The 19,721-nt window shown below is 71.7% G+C and carries 20 protein-coding genes; all 20 read right to left on the bottom strand.

Annotated elements, in window-relative coordinates:
* Positions 1 to 151 precede the first annotated feature (151 nt).
* The gene (locus tag ACZ38L_RS05965; protein WP_465689624.1) at positions 152 to 2,545 is read right to left on the bottom strand and encodes an ATP-binding protein; all 2,394 of its coding nucleotides are present in this window, start codon (positions 2,543 to 2,545) and stop codon (positions 152 to 154) included.
* A gap of 241 nt (positions 2,546 to 2,786) precedes the next feature.
* Positions 2,787 to 3,173: an STAS domain-containing protein gene (locus tag ACZ38L_RS05960; RefSeq protein ID WP_465689707.1), complete on the bottom strand. Its 387-nt coding sequence runs from the start codon at positions 3,171 to 3,173 to the stop codon at positions 2,787 to 2,789.
* A 266-nt stretch (positions 3,174 to 3,439) separates the two neighbouring features.
* Positions 3,440 to 4,312, bottom strand: coding sequence for a 3-hydroxyacyl-CoA dehydrogenase family protein (locus tag ACZ38L_RS05955; RefSeq protein WP_396557564.1), 873 nt, complete (start codon positions 4,310 to 4,312; stop codon positions 3,440 to 3,442).
* A gap of 184 nt (positions 4,313 to 4,496) precedes the next feature.
* On the bottom strand, positions 4,497 to 5,069 hold the full coding sequence (locus ACZ38L_RS05950) for a cob(I)yrinic acid a,c-diamide adenosyltransferase (protein WP_396557566.1): 573 nt from the start codon (positions 5,067 to 5,069) through the stop codon (positions 4,497 to 4,499).
* 29 nt (positions 5,070 to 5,098) lie between these two features.
* The gene (locus tag ACZ38L_RS05945) at positions 5,099 to 5,407 is read right to left on the bottom strand and encodes a Uma2 family endonuclease (protein WP_465689705.1); all 309 of its coding nucleotides are present in this window, start codon (positions 5,405 to 5,407) and stop codon (positions 5,099 to 5,101) included.
* Between the two features lie 155 nt (positions 5,408 to 5,562).
* Positions 5,563 to 6,063, bottom strand: a complete 501-nt coding sequence (locus ACZ38L_RS05940) for a DUF2550 domain-containing protein (RefSeq protein ID WP_465689621.1) — start codon at positions 6,061 to 6,063, stop codon at positions 5,563 to 5,565.
* Between the two features lie 174 nt (positions 6,064 to 6,237).
* Positions 6,238 to 6,618, bottom strand: a complete 381-nt coding sequence (locus ACZ38L_RS05935) for a F0F1 ATP synthase subunit epsilon (RefSeq protein ID WP_396557569.1) — start codon at positions 6,616 to 6,618, stop codon at positions 6,238 to 6,240.
* Between the two features lie 201 nt (positions 6,619 to 6,819).
* Positions 6,820 to 8,265 carry a F0F1 ATP synthase subunit beta gene (gene atpD, locus ACZ38L_RS05930; RefSeq protein WP_465689619.1) on the bottom strand — a complete coding sequence of 482 codons (1,446 nt, stop codon included), beginning with the start codon at positions 8,263 to 8,265 and terminating at the stop codon, positions 6,820 to 6,822.
* Between the two features lie 2 nt (positions 8,266 to 8,267).
* Positions 8,268 to 9,182, bottom strand: coding sequence for a F0F1 ATP synthase subunit gamma (locus ACZ38L_RS05925; RefSeq protein WP_465689617.1), 915 nt, complete (start codon positions 9,180 to 9,182; stop codon positions 8,268 to 8,270).
* Between the two features lie 32 nt (positions 9,183 to 9,214).
* Positions 9,215 to 10,789 carry a F0F1 ATP synthase subunit alpha gene (gene atpA, locus ACZ38L_RS05920; RefSeq protein ID WP_465689615.1) on the bottom strand — a complete coding sequence of 525 codons (1,575 nt, stop codon included), beginning with the start codon at positions 10,787 to 10,789 and terminating at the stop codon, positions 9,215 to 9,217.
* 276 nt (positions 10,790 to 11,065) lie between these two features.
* Positions 11,066 to 11,881, bottom strand: a complete 816-nt coding sequence (locus tag ACZ38L_RS05915) for a F0F1 ATP synthase subunit delta (RefSeq protein WP_396557576.1) — start codon at positions 11,879 to 11,881, stop codon at positions 11,066 to 11,068.
* On the bottom strand, positions 11,878 to 12,429 hold the full coding sequence (locus ACZ38L_RS05910) for a F0F1 ATP synthase subunit B (RefSeq protein ID WP_396557577.1): 552 nt from the start codon (positions 12,427 to 12,429) through the stop codon (positions 11,878 to 11,880). The genes ACZ38L_RS05915 and ACZ38L_RS05910 overlap by 4 nt, the downstream gene beginning before the upstream one ends.
* A 34-nt stretch (positions 12,430 to 12,463) precedes the next feature.
* Entirely contained in the window at positions 12,464 to 12,694 is a 231-nt protein-coding gene (gene atpE, locus ACZ38L_RS05905) for an ATP synthase F0 subunit C (RefSeq protein ID WP_396557579.1), read from the bottom strand.
* Positions 12,695 to 12,784: 90 nt separating this feature from the next.
* On the bottom strand, positions 12,785 to 13,600 hold the full coding sequence (gene atpB, locus ACZ38L_RS05900; protein ID WP_396557581.1) for a F0F1 ATP synthase subunit A: 816 nt from the start codon (positions 13,598 to 13,600) through the stop codon (positions 12,785 to 12,787).
* 300 nt (positions 13,601 to 13,900) lie between these two features.
* Positions 13,901 to 14,344, bottom strand: a complete 444-nt coding sequence (locus ACZ38L_RS05895) for a hypothetical protein (RefSeq protein ID WP_465689612.1) — start codon at positions 14,342 to 14,344, stop codon at positions 13,901 to 13,903.
* A 322-nt stretch (positions 14,345 to 14,666) separates the two neighbouring features.
* The gene (locus ACZ38L_RS05890) at positions 14,667 to 16,010 is read right to left on the bottom strand and encodes an MraY family glycosyltransferase (protein WP_465689610.1); all 1,344 of its coding nucleotides are present in this window, start codon (positions 16,008 to 16,010) and stop codon (positions 14,667 to 14,669) included.
* A 132-nt stretch (positions 16,011 to 16,142) separates the two neighbouring features.
* Positions 16,143 to 17,411 (bottom strand): serine hydroxymethyltransferase, encoded by a 1,269-nt coding sequence (locus tag ACZ38L_RS05885; RefSeq protein ID WP_465689608.1) that lies wholly within the window; start codon positions 17,409 to 17,411, stop codon positions 16,143 to 16,145.
* A gap of 38 nt (positions 17,412 to 17,449) precedes the next feature.
* Positions 17,450 to 18,118 carry an arsenate reductase/protein-tyrosine-phosphatase family protein gene (locus ACZ38L_RS05880; protein ID WP_465689703.1) on the bottom strand — a complete coding sequence of 223 codons (669 nt, stop codon included), beginning with the start codon at positions 18,116 to 18,118 and terminating at the stop codon, positions 17,450 to 17,452.
* Between the two features lie 47 nt (positions 18,119 to 18,165).
* Positions 18,166 to 18,813 carry an L-threonylcarbamoyladenylate synthase gene (locus tag ACZ38L_RS05875; protein WP_465689606.1) on the bottom strand — a complete coding sequence of 216 codons (648 nt, stop codon included), beginning with the start codon at positions 18,811 to 18,813 and terminating at the stop codon, positions 18,166 to 18,168.
* Positions 18,814 to 18,844: 31 nt separating this feature from the next.
* On the bottom strand, positions 18,845 to 19,711 hold the full coding sequence (gene prmC, locus ACZ38L_RS05870) for a peptide chain release factor N(5)-glutamine methyltransferase (protein ID WP_465689603.1): 867 nt from the start codon (positions 19,709 to 19,711) through the stop codon (positions 18,845 to 18,847).
* Between the last annotated feature and the right edge of the window lie 10 nt (positions 19,712 to 19,721).

Raw genomic sequence — 19,721 nt, 5'->3', positions numbered from 1 at the left:
GGTGGGGGGGGTGGAAAGAGAGAGAACTCCGAGAAGACGAGAAAAGCAGCGGGAGACTTGCAGGAGCTGGGGGGAAACGAGCCCCCCCGGCCCCCCCCCCCCCCCCCCGGGGCCGTCGCGCTGCCGGAGGACGTCACCCCGGCGCCGCCCGCTACTCCAGCTTCGGCGGCGGTCCGCTCGACCCACCGGCCGACGGCGACGACGACAGCGACGGCGACACCTGCGACGGCGAGGGCGTCGGCGGCTTCGTCGGCGGCGGCGGCGAGGCCGGAGGCGGCGAAGGCGGGTTGCTCGATGCCGAGGTGCTCGGCGCCGGCGTCGACGGGCCCGGCGCCGACGGCGTCGCCGGCCCTCCCGTCGCCCCGCCGCTCGCCCCCGGCGTCGCCGACGGGCTGCCCGTCCGCCCTGCGCCCGGCACCCGGGTCGGGGCCGCCGTGGCCCCCGCCGACGCGCCGACCGCCATCGTGGGGTCGGTCACCGGCCCCGCCCCGCCCGCGCCGTCCGTCGCCGTGGCGCTCGCCGAGTCGGTGGGCGTCGCGGAGGCCGTGCTCGGCGCGGTGGCCCCGGCGTCCCCGCCGAGCGTCAGCCCACCCGAGGTCCCGGCACCGCCCGACGGCACGCTCCGGACTCCCCCGCCGGTCCCGCCGGACCCACCGGTCCCCGCCACCGCCGCTATCCCGACCGCCGTGCCGAGCACGCCGATCGCCAGCAGCCCCGCCCCCGCCGCCAGCAGGTGCTGCCGCGACCACCCGCGCAGCACCCGCACCGGCACCTTCGCGGACTGGAGGGAACGTTCCGCCAGCGCCCGGATGACCGGCCGTCGGCTCGCCGGCAGCCCGGCCTCCGGAGCCGCCGGCGGCCGCTCCTCGTCCGCCAGCAGGTTGAGCAGCCGCCGGGTGGCGGCCACCCCGCGCGCCTCGCCCAGCGCCCCGCGCAGCGCGGTGGCCGCCTCCAGCGCGGCCCGCGCCTCCTCGCGCCGCCCCTGCACCACCCGCAGCACGCCCAACTCGTGCTGGAACCAGGCCTCGTCGCGGCTCTGCCCGTCCTCCCGGGCGACCGCCAGCCCCAGCTCCAGGACCTCCTGCCAGGCCCCCCAACGCAGTGCCAGCGCGAACGCCGGAGCGGCCGACCGGGCCAGGCGCAGCATCGCGCCGGTCCGGCCGGCCGCCCGGTCGGCGTGCAGCGCGCCGATCACGACCTCCGCCTCGGCGGCTATCTGCTCGGTGCTGACCGAGCCGTGGCCGACCCACCAGGAGAAGTGCCGGGCCGCCCCGGCCGGCGCGGCGGCGGGCGTCGCGGACGTGCCGTCGGGTGCCTCGCGCTCCGCCCACCCGGCGGTCAGCAGTTCGGTGGCGCCCACGGTGAGCCGGTGGTGCCCGCCGATCGGCTCGGCCAGGCCGCGGTCGGCGAGTTCGCGCAGCGCGCTCTCGCCCTGGTCCACCTCGATCAGCGCGGGCAGGTGCGGTGCGGTCGGGCACTCCCCGCCGAAGGCCAGCGCGAGCCGCAGGACGGCCTGCGCGGGCTCGCCCAGCCCCTGGGCCAGCTGGATCGCCGGCGCGGCGCTCTCGGCCACGGAGGGCAGCGGCAGGGTGGCCCGCAGCTCAGCCTCCCGGACCGCCGGGTCGGCCGGTCCGTCTCCGTCGTCCTCGCCCTCTCCCGCCCCGCCGAAGACGCCCCGCCGGTCCTCCTCCGCCGCGACCAGCGCGTCCACCGCCAGGTCGCGCTGCCGCAGCAGTGCCGCCGCCTGGACGAAGCGCAGTGGCAGGCCCTCCGACTCGAACCAGAGATCGACCGCCCAGGACCGCTCGGCCTCGTCCAGCACCCGTCCGGCCAGCCGGGCGGTGAGCGCCAGGCAGGCGGCCCGGGAGAGCCCGCCGACCAGGTAGTCCTCCAGCCGCGACCCGGTGGGCAGCACCCCGCCGGAGCCCGCCGCGACCGAGACCAGGAAGGCGCACTCCGGCGCGGCGGCCAGCAACTCCTCCAGCTCGGCGCCGTCCGACCCGAGTTCGTCGATCAGCACGATCGCGCCCACCGGCGCCAGCAGGGTGCGCAGCTGGTCGCGGTCCGGGCGGAAGCCGGGCGCCCGGTGGGTCGCCGCGAAGAGGTCCTGGAGCAGGTCGTCGGCGGTCCGCCGGTGCCCGCAGAGCTGGACCACGCCGTCCGGCGCCAGCTCCCCCGCACCTTCGGCGACGGCGGCCAGCAGCGCGCTGCGCCCGGAGCCCTGCTCGCCGACCAGGCGGATCGAGCGGCCCTCGGCGAGCATCCCGAGCAGTTGGGCGACCTCCGCCTCGCGGTCCAGCAGCGGCAGGTCGGCCGCGTCGGCGCCGAGCGCCAGCGGGCCGACGGCGGCCCGGTTGCCGGGGCGCGCGCCGGGACGCTGGGCGTTCGGCTGCCGGCGCTGCGGCGCGGGCCAGTGCTCGGGCGGGCAGAGCTGGACGTCCGAGCCGTCCGGCCCGCCGACGGTCACCAGGTACCGTCCGGAGACCAGTTGACCCGCCCGCACGCGCAGGCTCTCCTGCCCGAAGTCCCCGGATGGCTGTCCCAACGTCGCGCTCTCCGCCCCTGCCGTGCCGGACGGCCGGGCGCCGCCGGCTGGTTCACCGACCGGCCGCCCGGTTCGCGTACCGGCGGCCGACGGACCGCCGGTCATCGCGGGCGGCGCGGCAGCCCCAACGGGCGCTTCTGCCGCCACCCGCGCGGCGCCGGACGGTCCCCTCTGAGCGCAGACTTTCCCACACTCGCGGTGTGCCGCGCAGCACGGACCCCCCGGCCGGCGATCCGGTGACTCAGGGCAACGGAGCGGCCACCGACTGCACGCCGGGCAGCGGCCCGCTCAGGGTGGCGCCGAGCGGCTCGATGACCGTGCCCTCCACCGCCAGGATCCGGTGCAGCCGGGTCGCCACCAGCAGCCGCTGCAGCTGCGGCGGGACGTCCCGCAGGACCAGCCGGCGGCCGAGCCGGCCGGCCCGCCGGTGCGTCCCCATGATCACGCCCAGCCCGGTGGCGTCCCAGGACTCCAGGCCGGAGAGGTCCAGCACCAGGTCACCGGCCCCGGAGTCGACCGCCTGGTGCAGCCGAGCCCGGGCATCGGCGGCGGTCCGGACGTCCAGCCGGCCCTCGACCGCGAGGCCGGCGTGGCCGTCGGCCGGGTCGCCGGCCGTCCGGATCTCCAAGATGCGCACGCTGTCCTCCTCCGCAGGCCGTCAGGACCGGAAACCGTCAGGGCCTTCGGGCCCAGGGGACGACACCCCCACCATCTGACGCCGGACCAGCGGCCCGGGTTGCTGATCCCCGCCGGATCTGAAGCGACTTCACTCGTCCGAGGGAATATACGCAGTGGTCTGCTGGTCACACGCTCGATTACCGCGCAAATCACCCATCTGCGGCAGCGTCGTGAGCAAACTCACCCGGGCCGGCCGGTCCCCGTGGCGCGGTCCGGTCAGCCCTGGTAGCCGTAGAAGCCGCGACCGCTCTTGCGACCCAGGTCGCCGGCGGTAACCATGCGGGCCATGATCTCCGGCGCGGCGAACTTCTCGTCCTGGGTCTCGTCGTAGATGTTCCGCGCGGCGTGCAGCAGGATGTCGACGCCGGTCAGGTCGGCGGTCTGCAGCGGGCCCATCGGGTGGCCGAAGCCCAGCCGGCAGGCGGTGTCGATGTCCTCGGCGCTGGCCACCCCGGTCTCGTACAGCTTGGCGGCCTCCACCACCAGGGCGGTGATCAGCCGGGTGGTGACGAAGCCGGCCACGTCGCGGTTGACCACGACCACCTCCTTGCCCACCCCCTCGGCGAAGGCCCGGGCGGTGGCCAGCGTCTCGTCGCTGGTCTTGTAGCCGCGCACCAGCTCGACCAGGCGCATCAGCGGCACCGGGGAGAAGAAGTGCACACCGACCACGGCCTCCGGCCGCTCGGTGACCGCGGCGATCCGGGTGATCGGGATGGCCGAGGTGTTGCTGCCCAGCACGGCGCCGTCCTTGGCGAGCTTGTCCAGCTCGCGGAAGACGCCCTCCTTGACCTCCAGCTGCTCGAAGACCGCCTCGATCACCAGGTCGGCCTCGGCGACCGCGCCCAGGTCGGTGGTGGTGGTGATCCGGGCCAGCGCCTCGGTGGCCTGGTCGGCCGTCATCCGACCCTTGCTCACGAACTTCTCGTACGAGGCCTTGATGCCGTCCAGACCGCGCTGCAGTGCCTGCTCGGTGACGTCCCGCAGGACCACCGGGTGGCCGGCCTGGGCGGACACCTGGGCGATGCCCGCGCCCATGAGGCCGGCACCGATGACGGCGATCTGCTGGGACTGAGTGGGTACCTTGCTCATGGCTGCTCTCCCGGGCTTCCCGATACCTGCGTCTGGCATCCTGAGGACGGCTCAGGGGGTCTCCCAGGAGCCGCTCCGCTCACCGCTCGGACTGTAGTGCCCCGGCCCCGGCCGTGGGGAGATCGCCGGGTGTGATCTGTGTCGGAACAGGACGCTGAGCGCCCGTCAGCTCCGTGCCTCCCGGCTACCGGTTCTCGCCCGGCACCCAGAGCACGTCACCGCGCTCCTTGTTGGCCGCCCGGGCCAGGATGAACAGCAGGTCGGAGAGCCGGTTGAGATACCTCGCGGTCAGCGGGTTGACGGTGTCCCCGTGCACCTCGATCGCCGCCCAGGTGGACCGCTCGGCCCGGCGCACCACCGTGCAGGCCAGGTGCAGGTAGGCGGCCCCCGGGGTGCCGCCCGGCAGGATGAAGCTGCGCAGCTTCTCCAGGTCGGCCAGGTAGCGGTCGCAGTCGGCCTCCAGCCGGTCGACGTAGCTCTGCTCGACCCGCAGCGGCGGGTACTTCGGGTTCTCCGTCACCGGCGTGGCCAGGTCCGCGCCGACGTCGAACAGGTCGTTCTGGATCCGCGTCAGTACCGCGACCACGTCCTCGGCCAGCCCCCCGGCCGCGATGGCCACCCCCAGCGCGGCGTTGGCCTCGTTGCTGTCGGCGTACGCGATCAGCCGCGGGTCGGTCTTGCTGGTCCGGCTCATGTCACCGAGCGCGGTCGTGCCGTCATCCCCGGTACGGGTGTAGATGCGTGTGAGATTGACCATGCCCGAAGCCTACTCAGGCCTCCCGGGGCTCACCCGTGATCGAGACGTCGATCACAAGGCCCTTGGCGGGACCCTCGGGGATGGTGACCTCCGCTCCGTAGGGGGACCCGGGTCTCGGCCCGGTAGATGGCCCGGGCGGGATCCGGGGCGCTGAGGACGGTGACGTGACCGCCGTCGTCGTGGTCGTCGATGATCACGTAGACGGGGACGCCGGCCGACGCATAGGCGCGACGCTTGCGCGCCCGGTCACGCTTGCGGTCGTCGTACCCCGGCGAGACCACCTCGGCGACCAGTGAGGCCCCGGTGGCATCGGCACCCCAGCCGTCGGGATCCGGGATCTCACCGAGCTCCTCCGGCCCGACGAAGACCTCCGGGATGTAGAGCTTGCCCTCCGGGCGGGGGGACCCCCAACCCGCGGAGTCTCGTCGCTACGCGACGTTGACCCTCCCCCACCCTCCGGGCGGGGGGACCCCCAACCCGCGGAGTCTCGTCGCTACGCGACGTTGACCCGCTGCCCGGGCGGGGCGGCCTCCAGCCAGGCCAGGAAGCCGGTCAGCGCGTCGTCGCTCATCGCCAGCTCCAGCGGGGCGCCGTTGTGCAGGCAGCGCAGCACCACCGAGCCGGAGAGCAGAGCCAGCTCCTCCTGCCCCTCGGGGTAGCGGCGGCCGAGCACCTCGATCTCCCGACGCGGCAGCACCTTGCGCGGCCGCGGGGCGTACGAGAAGACCCGGAACCACTCGATGTGGTCACCGCTGTAGCGCCCGATACCAAAAACCCACCCCTTGCCGTCGGTCGCGGGGACCGGGGCGGAGGTGGGCTGTCCGTTCTCGTCGAGGTCGGGCTCGGTCGAGGCGTCGGCCGGCATTTTGAGCCGGTAGCTGCAGTCGAACGTGCCGCCGACCCGCTGGATCACCCGGCGGCGTACCGCGAACGCCACCAGGCCGACCACCCCCACGGCCACGACCGCCGCGCACACCACAAGGGCGAGGACCATGCTCACCGACCTCCTCGCTGACTCGCCGACGCGCGCCCGCGTCCCCGCTGTCCCCGTTGCCGGTCATCCTGTCGGACAACCGGATCGTCCCTACCAACTGATACAACGGTCCCGGGGTCACGCTAGGCGTCCCCGGGACCGTCGGCCGGCCCGGTACCGGGCCGCAAAGCTCTCTCAGGCGGCCTTGCGGCGGCCTGCCGCGACGAGGCGGACCTCGGCGCGGCGCTCGGCGTGCGCGTCGTCCTCGCTCTTCGCGAGCTCCAGCGCGCGCTCCGCGCGGTTCACATCGATCTCGTCCGCCAGCTCGGCGATCTCCGCGAGCAGAGACAGCTTGTTGTTGGAGAACGAGATGAAGCCACCGTGCACGGCCGCGATGACGGTGCCGCCATCGGTCGTGCGGATGGTGACCGGGCCGGACTCCAGCACGCTCAGCACCGGCGTGTGGCCCGGCATGATGCCGGTGTCACCGGAGGCGGTGCGCGCGACGACGATGGTGGCCGCACCGGACCACACCTTGCGGTCGGCTGCGACCAGCTCGACGTGCAGCTCAGCCAACGTGGGCTCCTAGGCTCTTGCAACCCCCGATTACTCGGGAGTTTCGGTAAGAATAACGGGCCCGCGCCCCTGTCATGAAACGGGGAGCGCGGAGATGACCGGAATCACAGCCGCTGAGCCACGAGGGGTGGCCCCCAGGGTTCGGGGACCACCCCTCATGGTCGGTCAGCCGTCAGCCGGCCCGGGCACCGGAACCGGCGCTTACTTCTTGGCCAGCTCGGCGGCGTTCTTCTCGAGGTCCTCGATGCCACCGCACATGAAGAAGGCCTGCTCCGGAACGGAGTCGTACTTGCCGTCCGCGATGCGGTTGAAGGCCTCGATGGTCTCCGCCAGCGGCACGGTCGAACCCTCGACACCGGTGAACTGCTTCGCCACGTAGGTGTTCTGCGAGAGGAAGCGCTCGATCCGACGGGCGCGGTGGACGGTGATCTTGTCCTCCTCGCTGAGCTCGTCGATACCGAGGATCGCGATGATGTCCTGGAGGTCCTTGTACTTCTGCAGGATCCCCTTGACCCGCATGGCCGTGTCGTAGTGATCCTGCGCGATGTAGCGCGGGTCCAGGATGCGGGACGTGGAGTCCAGCGGGTCGACGGCCGGGTAGATGCCCTTCTCCGAGATCGGGCGCGACAGCACGGTGGTCGCGTCCAGGTGGGCGAAGGTGGTGGCCGGGGCCGGGTCGGTCAGGTCGTCCGCGGGGACGTAGATCGCCTGCATCGAGGTGATCGAGTGACCGCGGGTCGAGGTGATGCGCTCCTGCAGGAGGCCCATCTCGTCGGCCAGGTTCGGCTGGTAACCCACCGCGGAGGGCATCCGGCCGAGCAGGGTCGACACCTCGGAACCGGCCTGGGTGAACCGGAAGATGTTGTCGATGAAGAGCAGCACGTCCTGGCTCTGCACGTCGCGGAAGTACTCCGCCATGGTCAGCGCGGACAGCGCGACCCGCAGACGGGTGCCCGGCGGCTCGTCCATCTGGCCGAAGACCAGCGCGGTCTTGTCCAGGACGTTGGAGTCGATCATCTCCTGGATCAGGTCGTTGCCCTCACGGGTACGCTCCCCGACGCCGGCGAAGACCGAGACACCACCGAAGTTGGCGGCGACGCGGTAGATCATCTCCTGGATGAGGACGGTCTTGCCGACACCGGCGCCACCGAACAGGCCGATCTTCCCACCGCGGACGTACGGGGTGAGCAGGTCGATGACCTTGATGCCGGTCTCGAACATCTCGGTCTTGGACTCGAGCTCGGAGAAGTTCGGGGCCTTGCGGTGGATCGGCCAGCGCTCGGTCACCTGGGCGTTGAACTCCGCCTGGTCGACGTTGAGCACGTCGCCCAGCGCGTTGAACACCTTGCCCTTGGTGATGTCACCGACCGGGACGGAGATCGCCGCGCCGGTGTCGACGACGGTCGCACCGCGGACCAGGCCGTCGGTCGGCTGCATCGAGATGCCGCGGACCAGGCCGTCGCCGAGGTGCTGGGCGACCTCCAGGGTCAGGGTCTTCTTGCCCGAGCCGTCGGGGTTCTCGACCTCGACGTGCAGGGCGTTGAACATGTCCGGAATCGCGTCGACGGGGAACTCCACGTCGACGACCGGGCCGATGACCCGCGCGACGCGGCCCGTCGCCGTGGTCGGCTCAACAGTGGTGGTCATTCTCATTCGCTCCCCGCGCTAGCGTCGGCCAGCGCGTTGGCGCCACCGACGATCTCGCTGATTTCCTGGGTGATCTCGGCCTGACGGGCCGAGTTGGCAAGCCGCGTCAGCGACTTGATGAGCTCGCCGGCATTGTCGGTCGCGCTCTTCATCGCACGCCGGCGGGCGGCGTGCTCGGAGGCGGCCGCCTGCAGCAGCGCGTTGTAGATCCGGCTCTCGACGTACCGCGGCAGCAGCGCGTCCAGGACGCCCTCCGCCGACGGCTCGAAGTCGTACAGCGGGAAGATCTCCGACTTGGCCGGCTTCTCGTCGCTCAGCTGGACCTCGTCCAGCTTGAGCGGCAGCAGCCGGGCGTCCACGGCGGTCTGGGTCAGCATCGAGACGAACTTGGTCGAGACCAGGTACAGCTCGTCCACCCCGCCGGTCTCGGCGGTGAACGCCTCGATCAGCGTGCTGCCCACCGTCTTGGCGTCAGCGTAGGTCGGCTTGTCCGAGAAGCCCGTCCACGAGTCCGCGACCTCGAGGTTGCGGAACCCGTAGTACTGGACACCCTTACGGCCGGTGATGTAGGTGACGACCTCCTTGCCCTCGCCGCGCAGGCGCTCGGTGAGCGCCTGCGCCTGCTTGATGGCGTTGGTGGAGTAGCCACCGGCCAGCCCGCGGTCCGCGGTGACCAGCAGCACCGCGGCGCGCTTGGCGGCCGGGTTCTCCGTGGTCAGCGGGTGCTTGGCGTTCGACCGGGTGGCGACCGCGGTCACCGCCCGGGTCAGCTCGTCGGCGTACGGAGTGGAGGCGGCCACCGCGCGCTGCGCCTTGACGATGCGCGCCGCGGAGATCATCTCCATCGCCTTGGTGATCTTCTTCGTCGCGGTGACAGAGCGGATCCGGCGCTTGTAGACCCGAAGCTGTGCTCCCATGGGTCGTTACGTCCTTTCCCTCGTTACCGGACTCAGGCCTGCTCGCCGAGGAGCTTGCCGTCGGCGGTGGTGAAGCCCAGCTTGAAGGCGTCGATCGCCTCGGTCAGCGCGTCGATCGTGCCGTCCTCCAGCTTGGCGGTCTCGACGATCGCGGCCAGCAGGTCCTTCTTCTCGATGCGCAGGTGGTCCAGGAACTCGCGCTCGAAACGACGGATGTCGGCGACCGGGACGTCGTCCAGCTTGCCGGTGGTGCCGGCCCAGATGGAGACGACCTGCTCCTCGACCGGGAACGGCTGGTACTGGCCCTGCTTCAGCAGCTCGACCATGCGGGCGCCGCGCTCCAGCTGGGCCTTCGAGGCCGAGTCCAGGTCGGAACCGAAGGCGGCGAACGCCTCCAGCTCGCGGTACTGGGCCAGGTCCAGGCGGAGCCGGCCGGCGACCGACTTCATGGCCTTGATCTGGGCCGAGCCACCGACGCGGGAGACCGAGATGCCGACGTTCACGGCCGGGCGGATGCCGGCGTTGAACAGGTCGGACTCCAGGAAGCACTGGCCGTCGGTGATCGAGATGACGTTGGTCGGGATGTACGCCGAGACGTCGTTGGCCTTGGTCTCGATGATCGGCAGACCGGTCATCGAGCCGGCACCCAGCTCGTCGGAGAGCTTGGCGCAGCGCTCCAGCAGGCGGGAGTGCAGGTAGAAAACGTCACCCGGGTAGGCCTCGCGGCCCGGCGGGCGGCGCAGCAGCAGGGAGACGGAACGGTAGGCCTCGGCCTGCTTCGACAGGTCGTCGAAGACGATCAGGACGTGCTTGCCGTCGTACATCCACTCCTGGCCGATGGCCGAACCGGTGTACGGGGCGAGGTACTTGAAGCCGGCCGGGTCGGAGGCGGGAGCGGCCACGATGGTGGTGTACTCCAGCGCGCCGGCCTCCTCCAGGGCGCCACGGACGGACGCGATGGTCGAGCCCTTCTGGCCGACGGCGACGTAGATGCAGCGGACCTGCTTCTTCGGGTCGCCGGAGCGCCAGTTGTCGCGCTGGTTGATGATCGTGTCGATCGCCACCGCGGTCTTGCCGGTCTGGCGGTCGCCGATGATCAGCTGGCGCTGACCGCGGCCGATCGGGGTCATCGCGTCGATGGCCTTGATGCCGGTCTGCATCGGCTCGTGGACCGACTTGCGGACCATGACGCCGGGGGCCTGCAGCTCCAGGGCGCGACGGCCGGTGGAGGCGATGTCGCCCAGGCCGTCGATCGGGTTGCCCAGCGGGTCCACCACGCGGCCGAGGTAACCGTCACCCACCGGCACGGAGAGGACCTCGCCGGTGCGACGCACCGTCTGACCCTCCTCGACGCCGCCGAACTCACCGAGGACGACGACACCGATCTCGCGGGTGTCGAGGTTCAGCGCGAGGCCGAGCGTGCCGTCCTCGAACTTCAGCAGCTCGTTGGCCATGACCGAGGGCAGGCCCTCGACATGGGCGATACCGTCCGCCGCGTCAGTGACCGTGCCGACCTCTTCACGCGAGGCGGCGTCCGGCTGGTACGACTGGACGAAGTCGGCCAGCGCGTCCCGGATCTCCTCCGGCCGGATCGTAAGCTCCGCCATCAGGCTTCCCTGCTCTCCTAGGTTGCGATCCTCGGCCCGCCCGTGGAGGGCCGCAAGTTTCGTGGCTTACGCTCGCCGGTGGAATCACCGGGCCCGTCCGCACCCCGGGGGTGCGGCCGGTTCCCGGGGGTTTCCCCCGAGGGAACGCTGCCGATCCTCGGCCGGTGCTGTTGGACCGGCCGTTCGTATGTGCCGGCTGCCCCGTGGGTGGGACCGGCGCCCGACCGAGGGTCGGATGTACTGCGTCGGTACTGCGTCTGGTTGTGCCGCGGGGGCTCAGCCTTCGAGGGCCTGCCGAGCGCCTTCGAGGCGGCTCGACACCGTGCCGTCGATGATCTCGTCACCGATCTGCACCCGGACACCGCCGACGACCGTGGGGTCGACGTCGATGTTCAGGAGCACCGCCCGGCCGTACAGCCGGCCGAGCGCGCCCGCGAGGCGCTCCCGCTGGCCGTCGCTGAGCGGAACCGCGGTGGTGACCAGGGCCACCACACGGTCACGGCGGTCGGCGGCGAGCTTGGAGTAGGACTCCAGGCCCTGCTCCAGGCTACGGCCACGCGGGTGCACGACCAGAGCGGTGACCAGCCGGACGGTGCCGGGCAGGGCCCGGCCGCCGAGCAGCTTGGCGACCAGCGCGGTCTTCGCGGCGGCGGTGGCCTTGGGCTCGGTCAGCGCGGCGCGCAGCTCGTGGGAGCCGCTCACCACCCGGCCGAACCGGAAGAGCTCGTCCTCCAGGTCGTCCAGTCGACCGACCTTGTCGGCCGCGATGACCTCGGCGTACGCGGCCAGCCGCTCGGTCGCGTCGACCAGGTCGCGCGAGCCCGACCAGCGGGAGCGGACCAGACCGGACACCAGGTCCACGGTCTCACCGGAGACCTGGCCACCCAGCAGCGACGAGACCAGGCCGGCCTTGTCCGCGCCGGAACGGGACGGGTCGGTGAGCACCCGGCGCAGCGAGACCTCGCGGTCCAGCAGCGCGGTGACGGCGCTGAGCTCCTCGGCGACCTTGGCCGAGTCCACCGCGGTGTTGTCGGTCAGGCTGTCGAGGTTCTCCCGGCCGGCGGCCAGGGCCTCACGGCTGGCGCCGATCACTTGGCGACCGCCGCGCTCGCGGAGGCCTTGGCCTCGAGGTCGTCCAGGAAGCGGTCGATGACGCCGCTCTGCCGGGCGTGGTCCTCCAGGGACTCACCCACGATGCGGGAGGCCAGCTGCGAGGCGAGTGAACCCACGTCCTGGCGCAGGGCGGCGGTCGCCTGCTTCTTGTCGGCCTCGATCTGGGCGTGGCCGGCCGCGATGATGGCCTCGCGCTGGCGCTGGCCCTCCTCGCGCATCTCGCTGATCAGGGCAGCGCCCTGCTCGCGGGCGTGCTCGGTGATCCGAGCGGCCTCGTGACGCGCCTCGGCGAGCTCGGCACGGTACTTCTCCAGCAGGGACTGCGCCTCGGCCTGGGCGGCCTCGGCGCGCTCCATGCCGCCCTCGATCTGGTCCCGGCGCTCCGCCAGCACCTTCTCGATGCTGGGAAGAAGCTTCTTGCCGAGCAGACCGAAGACGATGAAGAAGCAGACCAGGCCGATGATCAGCTCGGGCGTCTTGGGCAGGAGGGGGTTCATCGGCCCCTCCGCCACAAACTGCGTGAGCATATCTGGACCTTCCGTCCGGTGGTACTACGGCGGATTACTTGGTGCCGAACACGAACGGCATGACGATGCCGATGAGCGCGAGCGCCTCGGTCAGCGCGAAGCCGATGAACATGTTGGAGCGGATCAGGCCGGCGGCCTCGGGCTGACGGGCCATGGCCTGAACGCCGTTGCCGAAGATGAGACCGACGCCGATGCCGGGGCCGATCGCGGCGAGGCCGTAACCGACGGAGGCGATGGAGCCACTGACCGCAGCGAGGTTCGACATCTCAGATTGTCCTTTGCAGGGTGGTGAACCGGTGGTGGTTGGCCACCGGACGTACGGGAGGGAGGAGAGTGGCTGAGGGCTACAGCGGACTCAGTGCGCTTCCTCAAGCGCACCGGCGATGTAGCTGCTGGCCAGCATCACGAAGATGTAGGCCTGCAGGAACTGGACCAGCAGCTCGAACGCGGTCAGACCCAGGGTCACCACGAAGGAGGTGCCGGCGTACAGCGCACCGATGCTCGGGGTCAGCAGGTACCAGGACGCGATGGAGAACATCACGATCAGCAGGTGGCCGGCGAACATGTTGGCGAAGGCTCGGACCGCGAGGGTGAACGGGCGCACGAAGATGTTCGAGAAGAACTCGATCGGGACCAGGATGAACATGACCCAGCCGGGGATGCCCGACGGCCAGCAGAGGTTCTTCAGACCGCCGACGAAGCCGTGCTTCTTGAAGGTCAGCGTCATGTAGGTGATCCAGACCACGGCCGCCAGGCCCGCCGGGAAGGCGATCACCGAGGTCACCGGGAACTGGGCCAGCGGGATCACCGACATGATGTTCATGATCCACACGAAGAAGAACATCGAGACCAGCATCGGGACGTACTTCTCGCCCTTTTTGCCGATCGTGTCGAGGACGATCGCCCGCTTGACGAAGTCGTAGCCGATCTCACCGACGAGCTGCAGCTTGCCGGGCAGCACCTTCGGCTTGGCGAACGCGACCCAGAAGAACCCGATCACCAGCACGGCGGCGATGATCGACAGCAGCATCGGCTTGTTGAAGTCGAAGCTCCCGATCGAGAAGATCGGCTTGAACTGGAACTCGTCGAGACCCGGCGCCGGGAAGCCGCAGCCAGAGAACAGATGGCAGCCCCCGGAGGCAAGCTGCACAGTGAGCTGGTCAGCACTCACCACGGACTCCTTCGTCGTGACGCATGGTTACGGCAACCTCGGTGTGTCGGCGCGGCCTGCGGCCACGGTGCGGCACTGGAACATGTTGGGTTTCTCGGTGACCCGGCGCGGCGGCGGGTGGCGCCGCCGCGGGATCTTCGAAGACTGCGCGAGTGCGGGGGGCGATCTTTCCGTGCGGCATCCGCGCGCCGCTCGGCGGGACCTGGCCGCTTCCCGTACTCCGTTGTTGCGACGGACGATAGCAGCCTGTCAGGACCGCATAAACACCGCCCCCCTCGCGAGAGGGACAGCAGGCGTCGGTCACTGTTGACGCTCCGAGTGCGACGTCCGGTCGGCGGCCCTGTCCTCGGAGTTCGTCTGTACGTAGAACGTCTTGGCCTTGAGCGCGCCCCGCACCTGACCAGCGGTCCAGATCAACGCGCAGCCGAGCAGGGTGAAGCCGAAGGCCTTGGTGTCGAAGAGCGTGGTGTTCTTGAAGATCGCCAGCACGATGGCCACCAGCAGGATCTGGGTCGTGTACACCAGCAGCCCTGCGGCCATCATCATCTGCGGGTTGTTCCTGGTCAGCCGGTCGAGGGCGAGCTGCCCGAAGCTGAAGAACGCCATCACCAGCAGGGTCGCGACCAGCGCGCCGATCAACCCCTTGCTCCCCACCACCACGGTCGAGATCGCAAGGGCAACGACTCCGGCGACCGCAGTGGGGATTGCGGCGCCGCGGATGATCCGGGCGTCGTGGGACGGCATGTCGGCAACTCCGGCGGCATGTCGAGGACGGGGGAAAGCTCTGCGGGAACGGGTGGCGCACGGTGCGGGAACACCGGACCGAGCGGGCGCCGGGAGATCGGCCGGCTGACGGCCGCGGCTCCTCGGAGACGACCCTCGGGGACGGAGGTCTTTCACCACTGGGTCTTTCGGCGCGTTCTCGGTACTCGTGAACGGTATCACAAACTATTTGATGAGAGCTTTACCATGAACGTGTGGCTCCTGTCACACTGACGGCCGAGCAGTGCCGCCGCACGGGTGAAGCCAATCGGAGTAAGTGAGCTGACGCCCCGACGGCTCGCGGTCACCCCGTCCGCTGGTCCCCCGCGGCGGAGGCGCCGGTGCCCAGCCGACCGAGCAGCTCCTGGTCCTTGGCGGACAGCTCGGCCATCGCCGGCGGCTCCTCGGTGACCACCTCGGCGACCGTCTTCGCGGCGACCGTCCCGGCCTCGGCCGGGGTCGCCTCGGCGACCTTGCCACCCCGTCGGTACCGCGGCGGCACGAAGGCCTGCACGGCGTTCGGCGCCTTCGGCCGGAACCGCGGGGTCAGCAGCACCACGATGCCGACCAGGCAGAGGCCGGCGCAGGCCAGCACCACCGTGCGACCGGTGTTGGTGAACGAGAAGGCCACCGTGCCGAAGGCGATCAGCGCGGCCCAGAAGTACATCACCAGCACGGCCCGGCTGTGCGAGTGGCCGACCTCCAGCAGCCGGTGGTGCAGGTGCTGCTTGTCGGCGGCGAACGGCGAACGGCCGGCCCAGGTGCGTCGGACCACGGCCAGCAGCAGGTCGGCCAGCGGCAGCGCGATCACGGTCAGCGGGAGCAGCAGCGGGATGTAGATCGGCACCAAGGCGTGCACCGCGGCGGTCTGCGAACCGGCCTGCGCGGTGATCAGGTCGGGGTCCACCCGGCCGGTGACCGAGATCGCGGCCACCGCGAGCATCAGGCCGAGCATCATCGAGCCGGAGTCGCCCATGAAGATCCGGGCCGGGTGCAGGTTGTGCGGCAGGAAGCCCAGGCACATGCCGATCAGAAGCGCGCTGAACAGCACGGCGGGCGCCGCCTCGCTGATCCCGTAGCCGTACCAGAGCCGGTAGGAGTACACGAAGAAGGCGATCCCGGCGATGCAGACCATGCCGCCCGCCAGGCCGTCCAGGCCGTCGATGAAGTTGACCGCGTTGACCATGACGACCACCAGCGCGACCGAGATGATCATGCCCTGGGTGGGAGTCAACGCGACCGGGCCGACGCCGGGGACCGGGATCGAGATGACCGTGATGCCCTGGTAGACCATCACACCGGCGGCGATCATCTGGCCGCCGAGCTTGACCAGCGCGTCAACGCCCCACTTGTCGTCCAGCACGCCGAGCACCCACATGATGCCGACGCCGGAGAGCAGGGCCTTGATGTCCGAGGAGTCGTCGCTGAAGACCTTGCCCAGGTTGGTCAGGTGCGCGGCCACCAGCAGGCCGGCGCAGAGCCCGCCGAACATGGCGATGCCGCCGAGCCGCGGGGTCGGCTCGGCGTGCACGTCACGGGCGCGGACCGGCGGCATGGCACCGGCGATGATGGCGAACTTCCGCACCGGAGCGGTCAGCAGGTAGGTGACCGCGGCCGTGCAGAAGAGCACGAGCAGGTACTCACGCACCGCTGACCTCCTTCCACTCGCGCCGACGGTTGAGTACGGAAGTTACTCCCGCACTGGTCCGGGGTTCGGGGTGCGTCGCCACGGCACACACCTTATTGAGTCGGACGCCCGCCGCGCGCACCGCGGTTCGCCCTAACGCCCGTCGCCGGCCCCGAACCTCCGGGCGAGTTCACGCACCCGGGGGACCACCCGGTCCACCGGTGTCCCGCCGAGCAGCTCCGCGATCAGCCCGCCCACCTCGGCCAGCTCCCGCGCGCCCATCCCCAGCGCGGCGGCCGCGCCGGTGCCCAGCCGGATCCCGGAGGTTTCCGCGGCCGACGCTGAATCGTACGGCAGTGCGCACTTTCCGAGCAGCAGTCCGGCCGCGGCGCAGCGCCGCTCGGCCTCCGCGCCGGTCACCCCCAGCGGGCCGACCTCGGCGGTCACCAGGTGGGTGTCGGTGCCGCCGGTGACCGGCCGGGCACCGGCCTCGGCGAGCGCCGCCGCGAGGGCGCGCGCGCCGTCGACCGCGCGCCGGGTGTACGCGCCGAACTCCGGCGTGCCCGCCTGCGCGAACGCGACCGCCTTGGCCGCCACCTCGTTCATCGCCGCACCGCCCTGGATGAACGGGAACACCGCGCGGTCCACCCGCTCGGCCAGCTCCCCGGTGCAGAGCAGCAGCCCGCCGCGCGGCCCGCGCAGCAGCTTGTGGGTCGCGGCCACCACCACGTCCGCGTGCGGCACCGGCGAAGGCGCCACCCCGCCGGCCACCAGGCCGATGGTCTGCGCCGCCGAGGCGATCAGATAGGCGTCCACCTCGTCGGCGATCTCCCGGAACGCGGCCCAGTCCTGGTGCCGCGGGTAGGAGATCGAGCCGGCCACGATGGCCTTCGGGCGGTGCACGTGGGCCAGTTCGCGGACCTGGTCCAGGTCGACCAGACCGTCCTCCTCGCGCACCCCGTAGCCCACGAACTGGAACCACCGGCCGGAGAAGTTCGCCCGCGAGCCGCAGGACAGGTGCCCGCCGTGCTCCAGCGAGAGCGCGAGCACCACGTCGCCCGGCCGCAGCAGCGCCGCGTAGGCCGCCAGCATCGCCGAAGTGCCGGAGCGGGGTTGGACGTTGGCGTGTTCCGCGGCGAACAGCCGGCGGGCCCGCTCGACCGCCAGCAGCTCGGTGGCGTCGGCCAGGGCGCAGCCGGTGTGGTGCCGGTGGCCGGGGTAACCCTCGGCGTACTTGTCCACCAGCGGGCCGCTCAGCGCGGCCAGCACGGCCTCGGTGGCCAGGTTCTCGCCGGCCAGCAGCTGCAGGCTGGTCGCGCGCCGCTCGGCCTCCGCCGAGAGCAGGTCGGCCAGCTCGGGATCGGCCGCCCGGAGCGCCTGCGAGGGCTCCCAGCGGACCTGCACGGCATCGGTGACGGTCATGGCGACGCTCCCGGGCGGTCAGGGCGGTGGGAACCAGCCTAGGACCGCGCGCCGCAGCCGTCCTGGCGGCGCTCGGCCGGTACGCCCGTCAGGGCGGTCAGCACCGGATCGAGCGCGTGGAATATCTCCTCGCCGCAGTCGCGGAACATCCCGATCGGCGCGCCGTACGGGTCGTCCACCTCGTCGGCCTCCGGGGTCGCCGCGAGCAGCCAACCGCGCAGCGAGGCGGCCGCCCTGACCAGCACCCGGGCCCGCTCGGTCAGCTCGGCGCCGTCCCGCGGGTCGGGCAGGGTGGCCGGGTCTATCGAGCGCACCAGGCGGGTGAACTCCTTGAGCGTGAAGGTGCGCAGTCCCGCCGCGTGGCCCATCGAGATCACCTGGGCCCGGTGGTCCAGGGTCGCGGTGAGCACCAGGTCGGCCTCGACCACGTGCTCGTCCAGCAGCTCGCGGCCCGCGAAGTTGCCGCTGTCCACGCCGTACTCGCCGAGCACGGTGGCCGCGTGCGCCTCCATCGGCGCGCCCTCGTGACCCCAGGTGCCGGCGCTCTCCACCACGATCCGGGCGGCCGAGCCGCCGTTCAGCCGGGCGTCCAGCTCATGCCGGGTCAGCCGCTCGGCGATCGGCGATCGGCACACGTTGCCGGTACAGACGAAGAGGATCCGGAAGACGTCGGCCGGGCGCGGCGCCACCGTGAGGTAGGGGGCCAGCCCGCCGAGCACCCGGTCGTCCGGGAGTCCGGGATGGAGTCCGGCCGTCAACTGCCGACCTCCAGGTCGGGGACGACCTCCCTCAGCTGCTCGACGCCGACCGCGCCGGCCCGCAGCAGGACCGGCACCTTGCCGGTGACGTCGACGATGCTGGAGGACTGGCCGTGCTCGGCCCGGCCGCCGTTCAGGTAGACCGCCACCGCGTCGCCCAGCTGGTACTCGGCGTCCTCGCAGGTCGCCGGGGACGGGCCACCGGTCTTGTTGGCGCTGGAGACGGCCAGCGGGCCGGTGGTGTTCAGCAGTTCGATGGCGACCGGGTGCAGCGGCATCCGGACCGCGACGGTGCCCCGGGTCTCGCCCAGGTCCCAGCGCAGCGAGGGCTGGTGGCGCGCCACCAGGGTCAGGCCGCCCGGCCAGAACGCGTCGACCAGTTCCCAGGCCTGCTCGGAGAAGTCGGTCACCAGGCCGTGCAGGGTGGTCGGCGAACCGACCAGCACCGGGGAGGGCATGTTGCGGCCACGGCCCTTGGCGGCCAGCAGGGCGGCCACCGCCTCGGCGTTGAAGGCGTCCGCGCCGACCCCGTAGACGGTGTCGGTCGGCAGCACGACCAGCTCGCCGCGGCGGATCGCCGAGGCGGCCTCGCGCAGCCCGGTCACGCGGTCGCCGGCGTCGGCGCAGTCGTAGCGGCGGCTCATCGGTGCGGTCCCCTTCCGGAACGGTTCATGTCTAGAGCTGGATCTTGCGGGCGGTGGTGAAGCGCGGACGTCCGTTCAGGTCGCGGTGGTCGGCGGTGTCCGTCCAGCCGCCCTCCTCGTTGAAGATCCACGGCACCTGGCCGCCCTGGGTGTCCGCGTGCTCGACCACCACCGCGCCGCCGGGCCGCAGCAGCCGGGCGGCGACCCGCTCGATGCCGCGGATCGTCTCCAGCCCGTCCTCGCCGGAGAAGAGCGACATCTGCGGGTCGTGGTCGCGCGCCTCGGGCGCCACGTACTCCCACTCGGTGAGCGGGATGTACGGCGGGTTGCTGATCACCAGGTCGAAGCGGCCGTCCCAGGAACGGTCGTCCACGAACGCCCGGGTGGCGTCGCCGGCGTGCAGGGTGACCCGGTCCCGGTCCCCGCTCGCCTCGATGTTGCGCCGGGTGTACTTCAGCGCGCCCTCGTCCAGCTCGAAGGCGTGCACGATGCTGCGCGGCAGCTCCTGGGCGAGGGCCAGCGCGATGGCGCCGGAGCCGGAGCAGAGGTCGACCACCAGCGGCTCGGCGACGTCCATCTCGCGCACCGCCTCTATCGCCCACTCGACCACGGTCTCGGTCTCCGGCCGGGGCACGAAGACGCCCGGGCCGACCTCCAGCTCCAGGTAACGGAAGAAGGCCCGCCCGGTGATGTGCTGCAGCGGCTCGCGCGCCTCCCGGCGCGACACGGCCTCCCAGTACCGGGCGTCGAAGTCGGCGTCCTTCACGGTGTGCAGCTGGCTGCGCTTGACGTGGTGGATGTGTGCGGCGAGCTCCTCCGCGTCGAAGCGCGGCGACGGCACGCCGGCCGCGGCCAACCGCTGGGTGGCCTGAGCCACCTCGGCGAGCAGCAGGTTCATCCGTACGTAC

It is taken from the genome of Kitasatospora sp. NPDC024654, from assembly GCF_055559155.1.
This window is presented reverse-complemented; position numbering and strand designations above follow the sequence as displayed.

Coding starts and splice junctions, on each gene's coding strand:
- prmC (WP_465689603.1), bottom strand. CDS start 19,711: ATGAACCTGCTGCTCGCCGAGGTGGCTCAGGCCACCCAGCGGTTGGCC.
- atpD (WP_465689619.1), bottom strand. CDS start 8,265: ATGACCACCACTGTTGAGCCGACCACGGCGACGGGCCGCGTCGCGCGG.
- ACZ38L_RS05955 (WP_396557564.1), bottom strand. CDS start 4,312: ATGAGCAAGGTACCCACTCAGTCCCAGCAGATCGCCGTCATCGGTGCC.
- ACZ38L_RS05885 (WP_465689608.1), bottom strand. CDS start 17,411: ATGACCGTCACCGATGCCGTGCAGGTCCGCTGGGAGCCCTCGCAGGCG.
- atpE (WP_396557579.1), bottom strand. CDS start 12,694: ATGTCGAACCTCGCTGCGGTCAGTGGCTCCATCGCCTCCGTCGGTTAC.
- ACZ38L_RS05950 (WP_396557566.1), bottom strand. CDS start 5,069: ATGGTCAATCTCACACGCATCTACACCCGTACCGGGGATGACGGCACG.
- atpA (WP_465689615.1), bottom strand. CDS start 10,789: ATGGCGGAGCTTACGATCCGGCCGGAGGAGATCCGGGACGCGCTGGCC.
- ACZ38L_RS05875 (WP_465689606.1), bottom strand. CDS start 18,813: ATGAGCCGCCGCTACGACTGCGCCGACGCCGGCGACCGCGTGACCGGG.
- ACZ38L_RS05925 (WP_465689617.1), bottom strand. CDS start 9,182: ATGGGAGCACAGCTTCGGGTCTACAAGCGCCGGATCCGCTCTGTCACC.
- ACZ38L_RS05940 (WP_465689621.1), bottom strand. CDS start 6,063: ATGGTCCTCGCCCTTGTGGTGTGCGCGGCGGTCGTGGCCGTGGGGGTG.
- ACZ38L_RS05895 (WP_465689612.1), bottom strand. CDS start 14,344: ATGCCGTCCCACGACGCCCGGATCATCCGCGGCGCCGCAATCCCCACT.
- ACZ38L_RS05910 (WP_396557577.1), bottom strand. CDS start 12,429: ATGCTCACGCAGTTTGTGGCGGAGGGGCCGATGAACCCCCTCCTGCCC.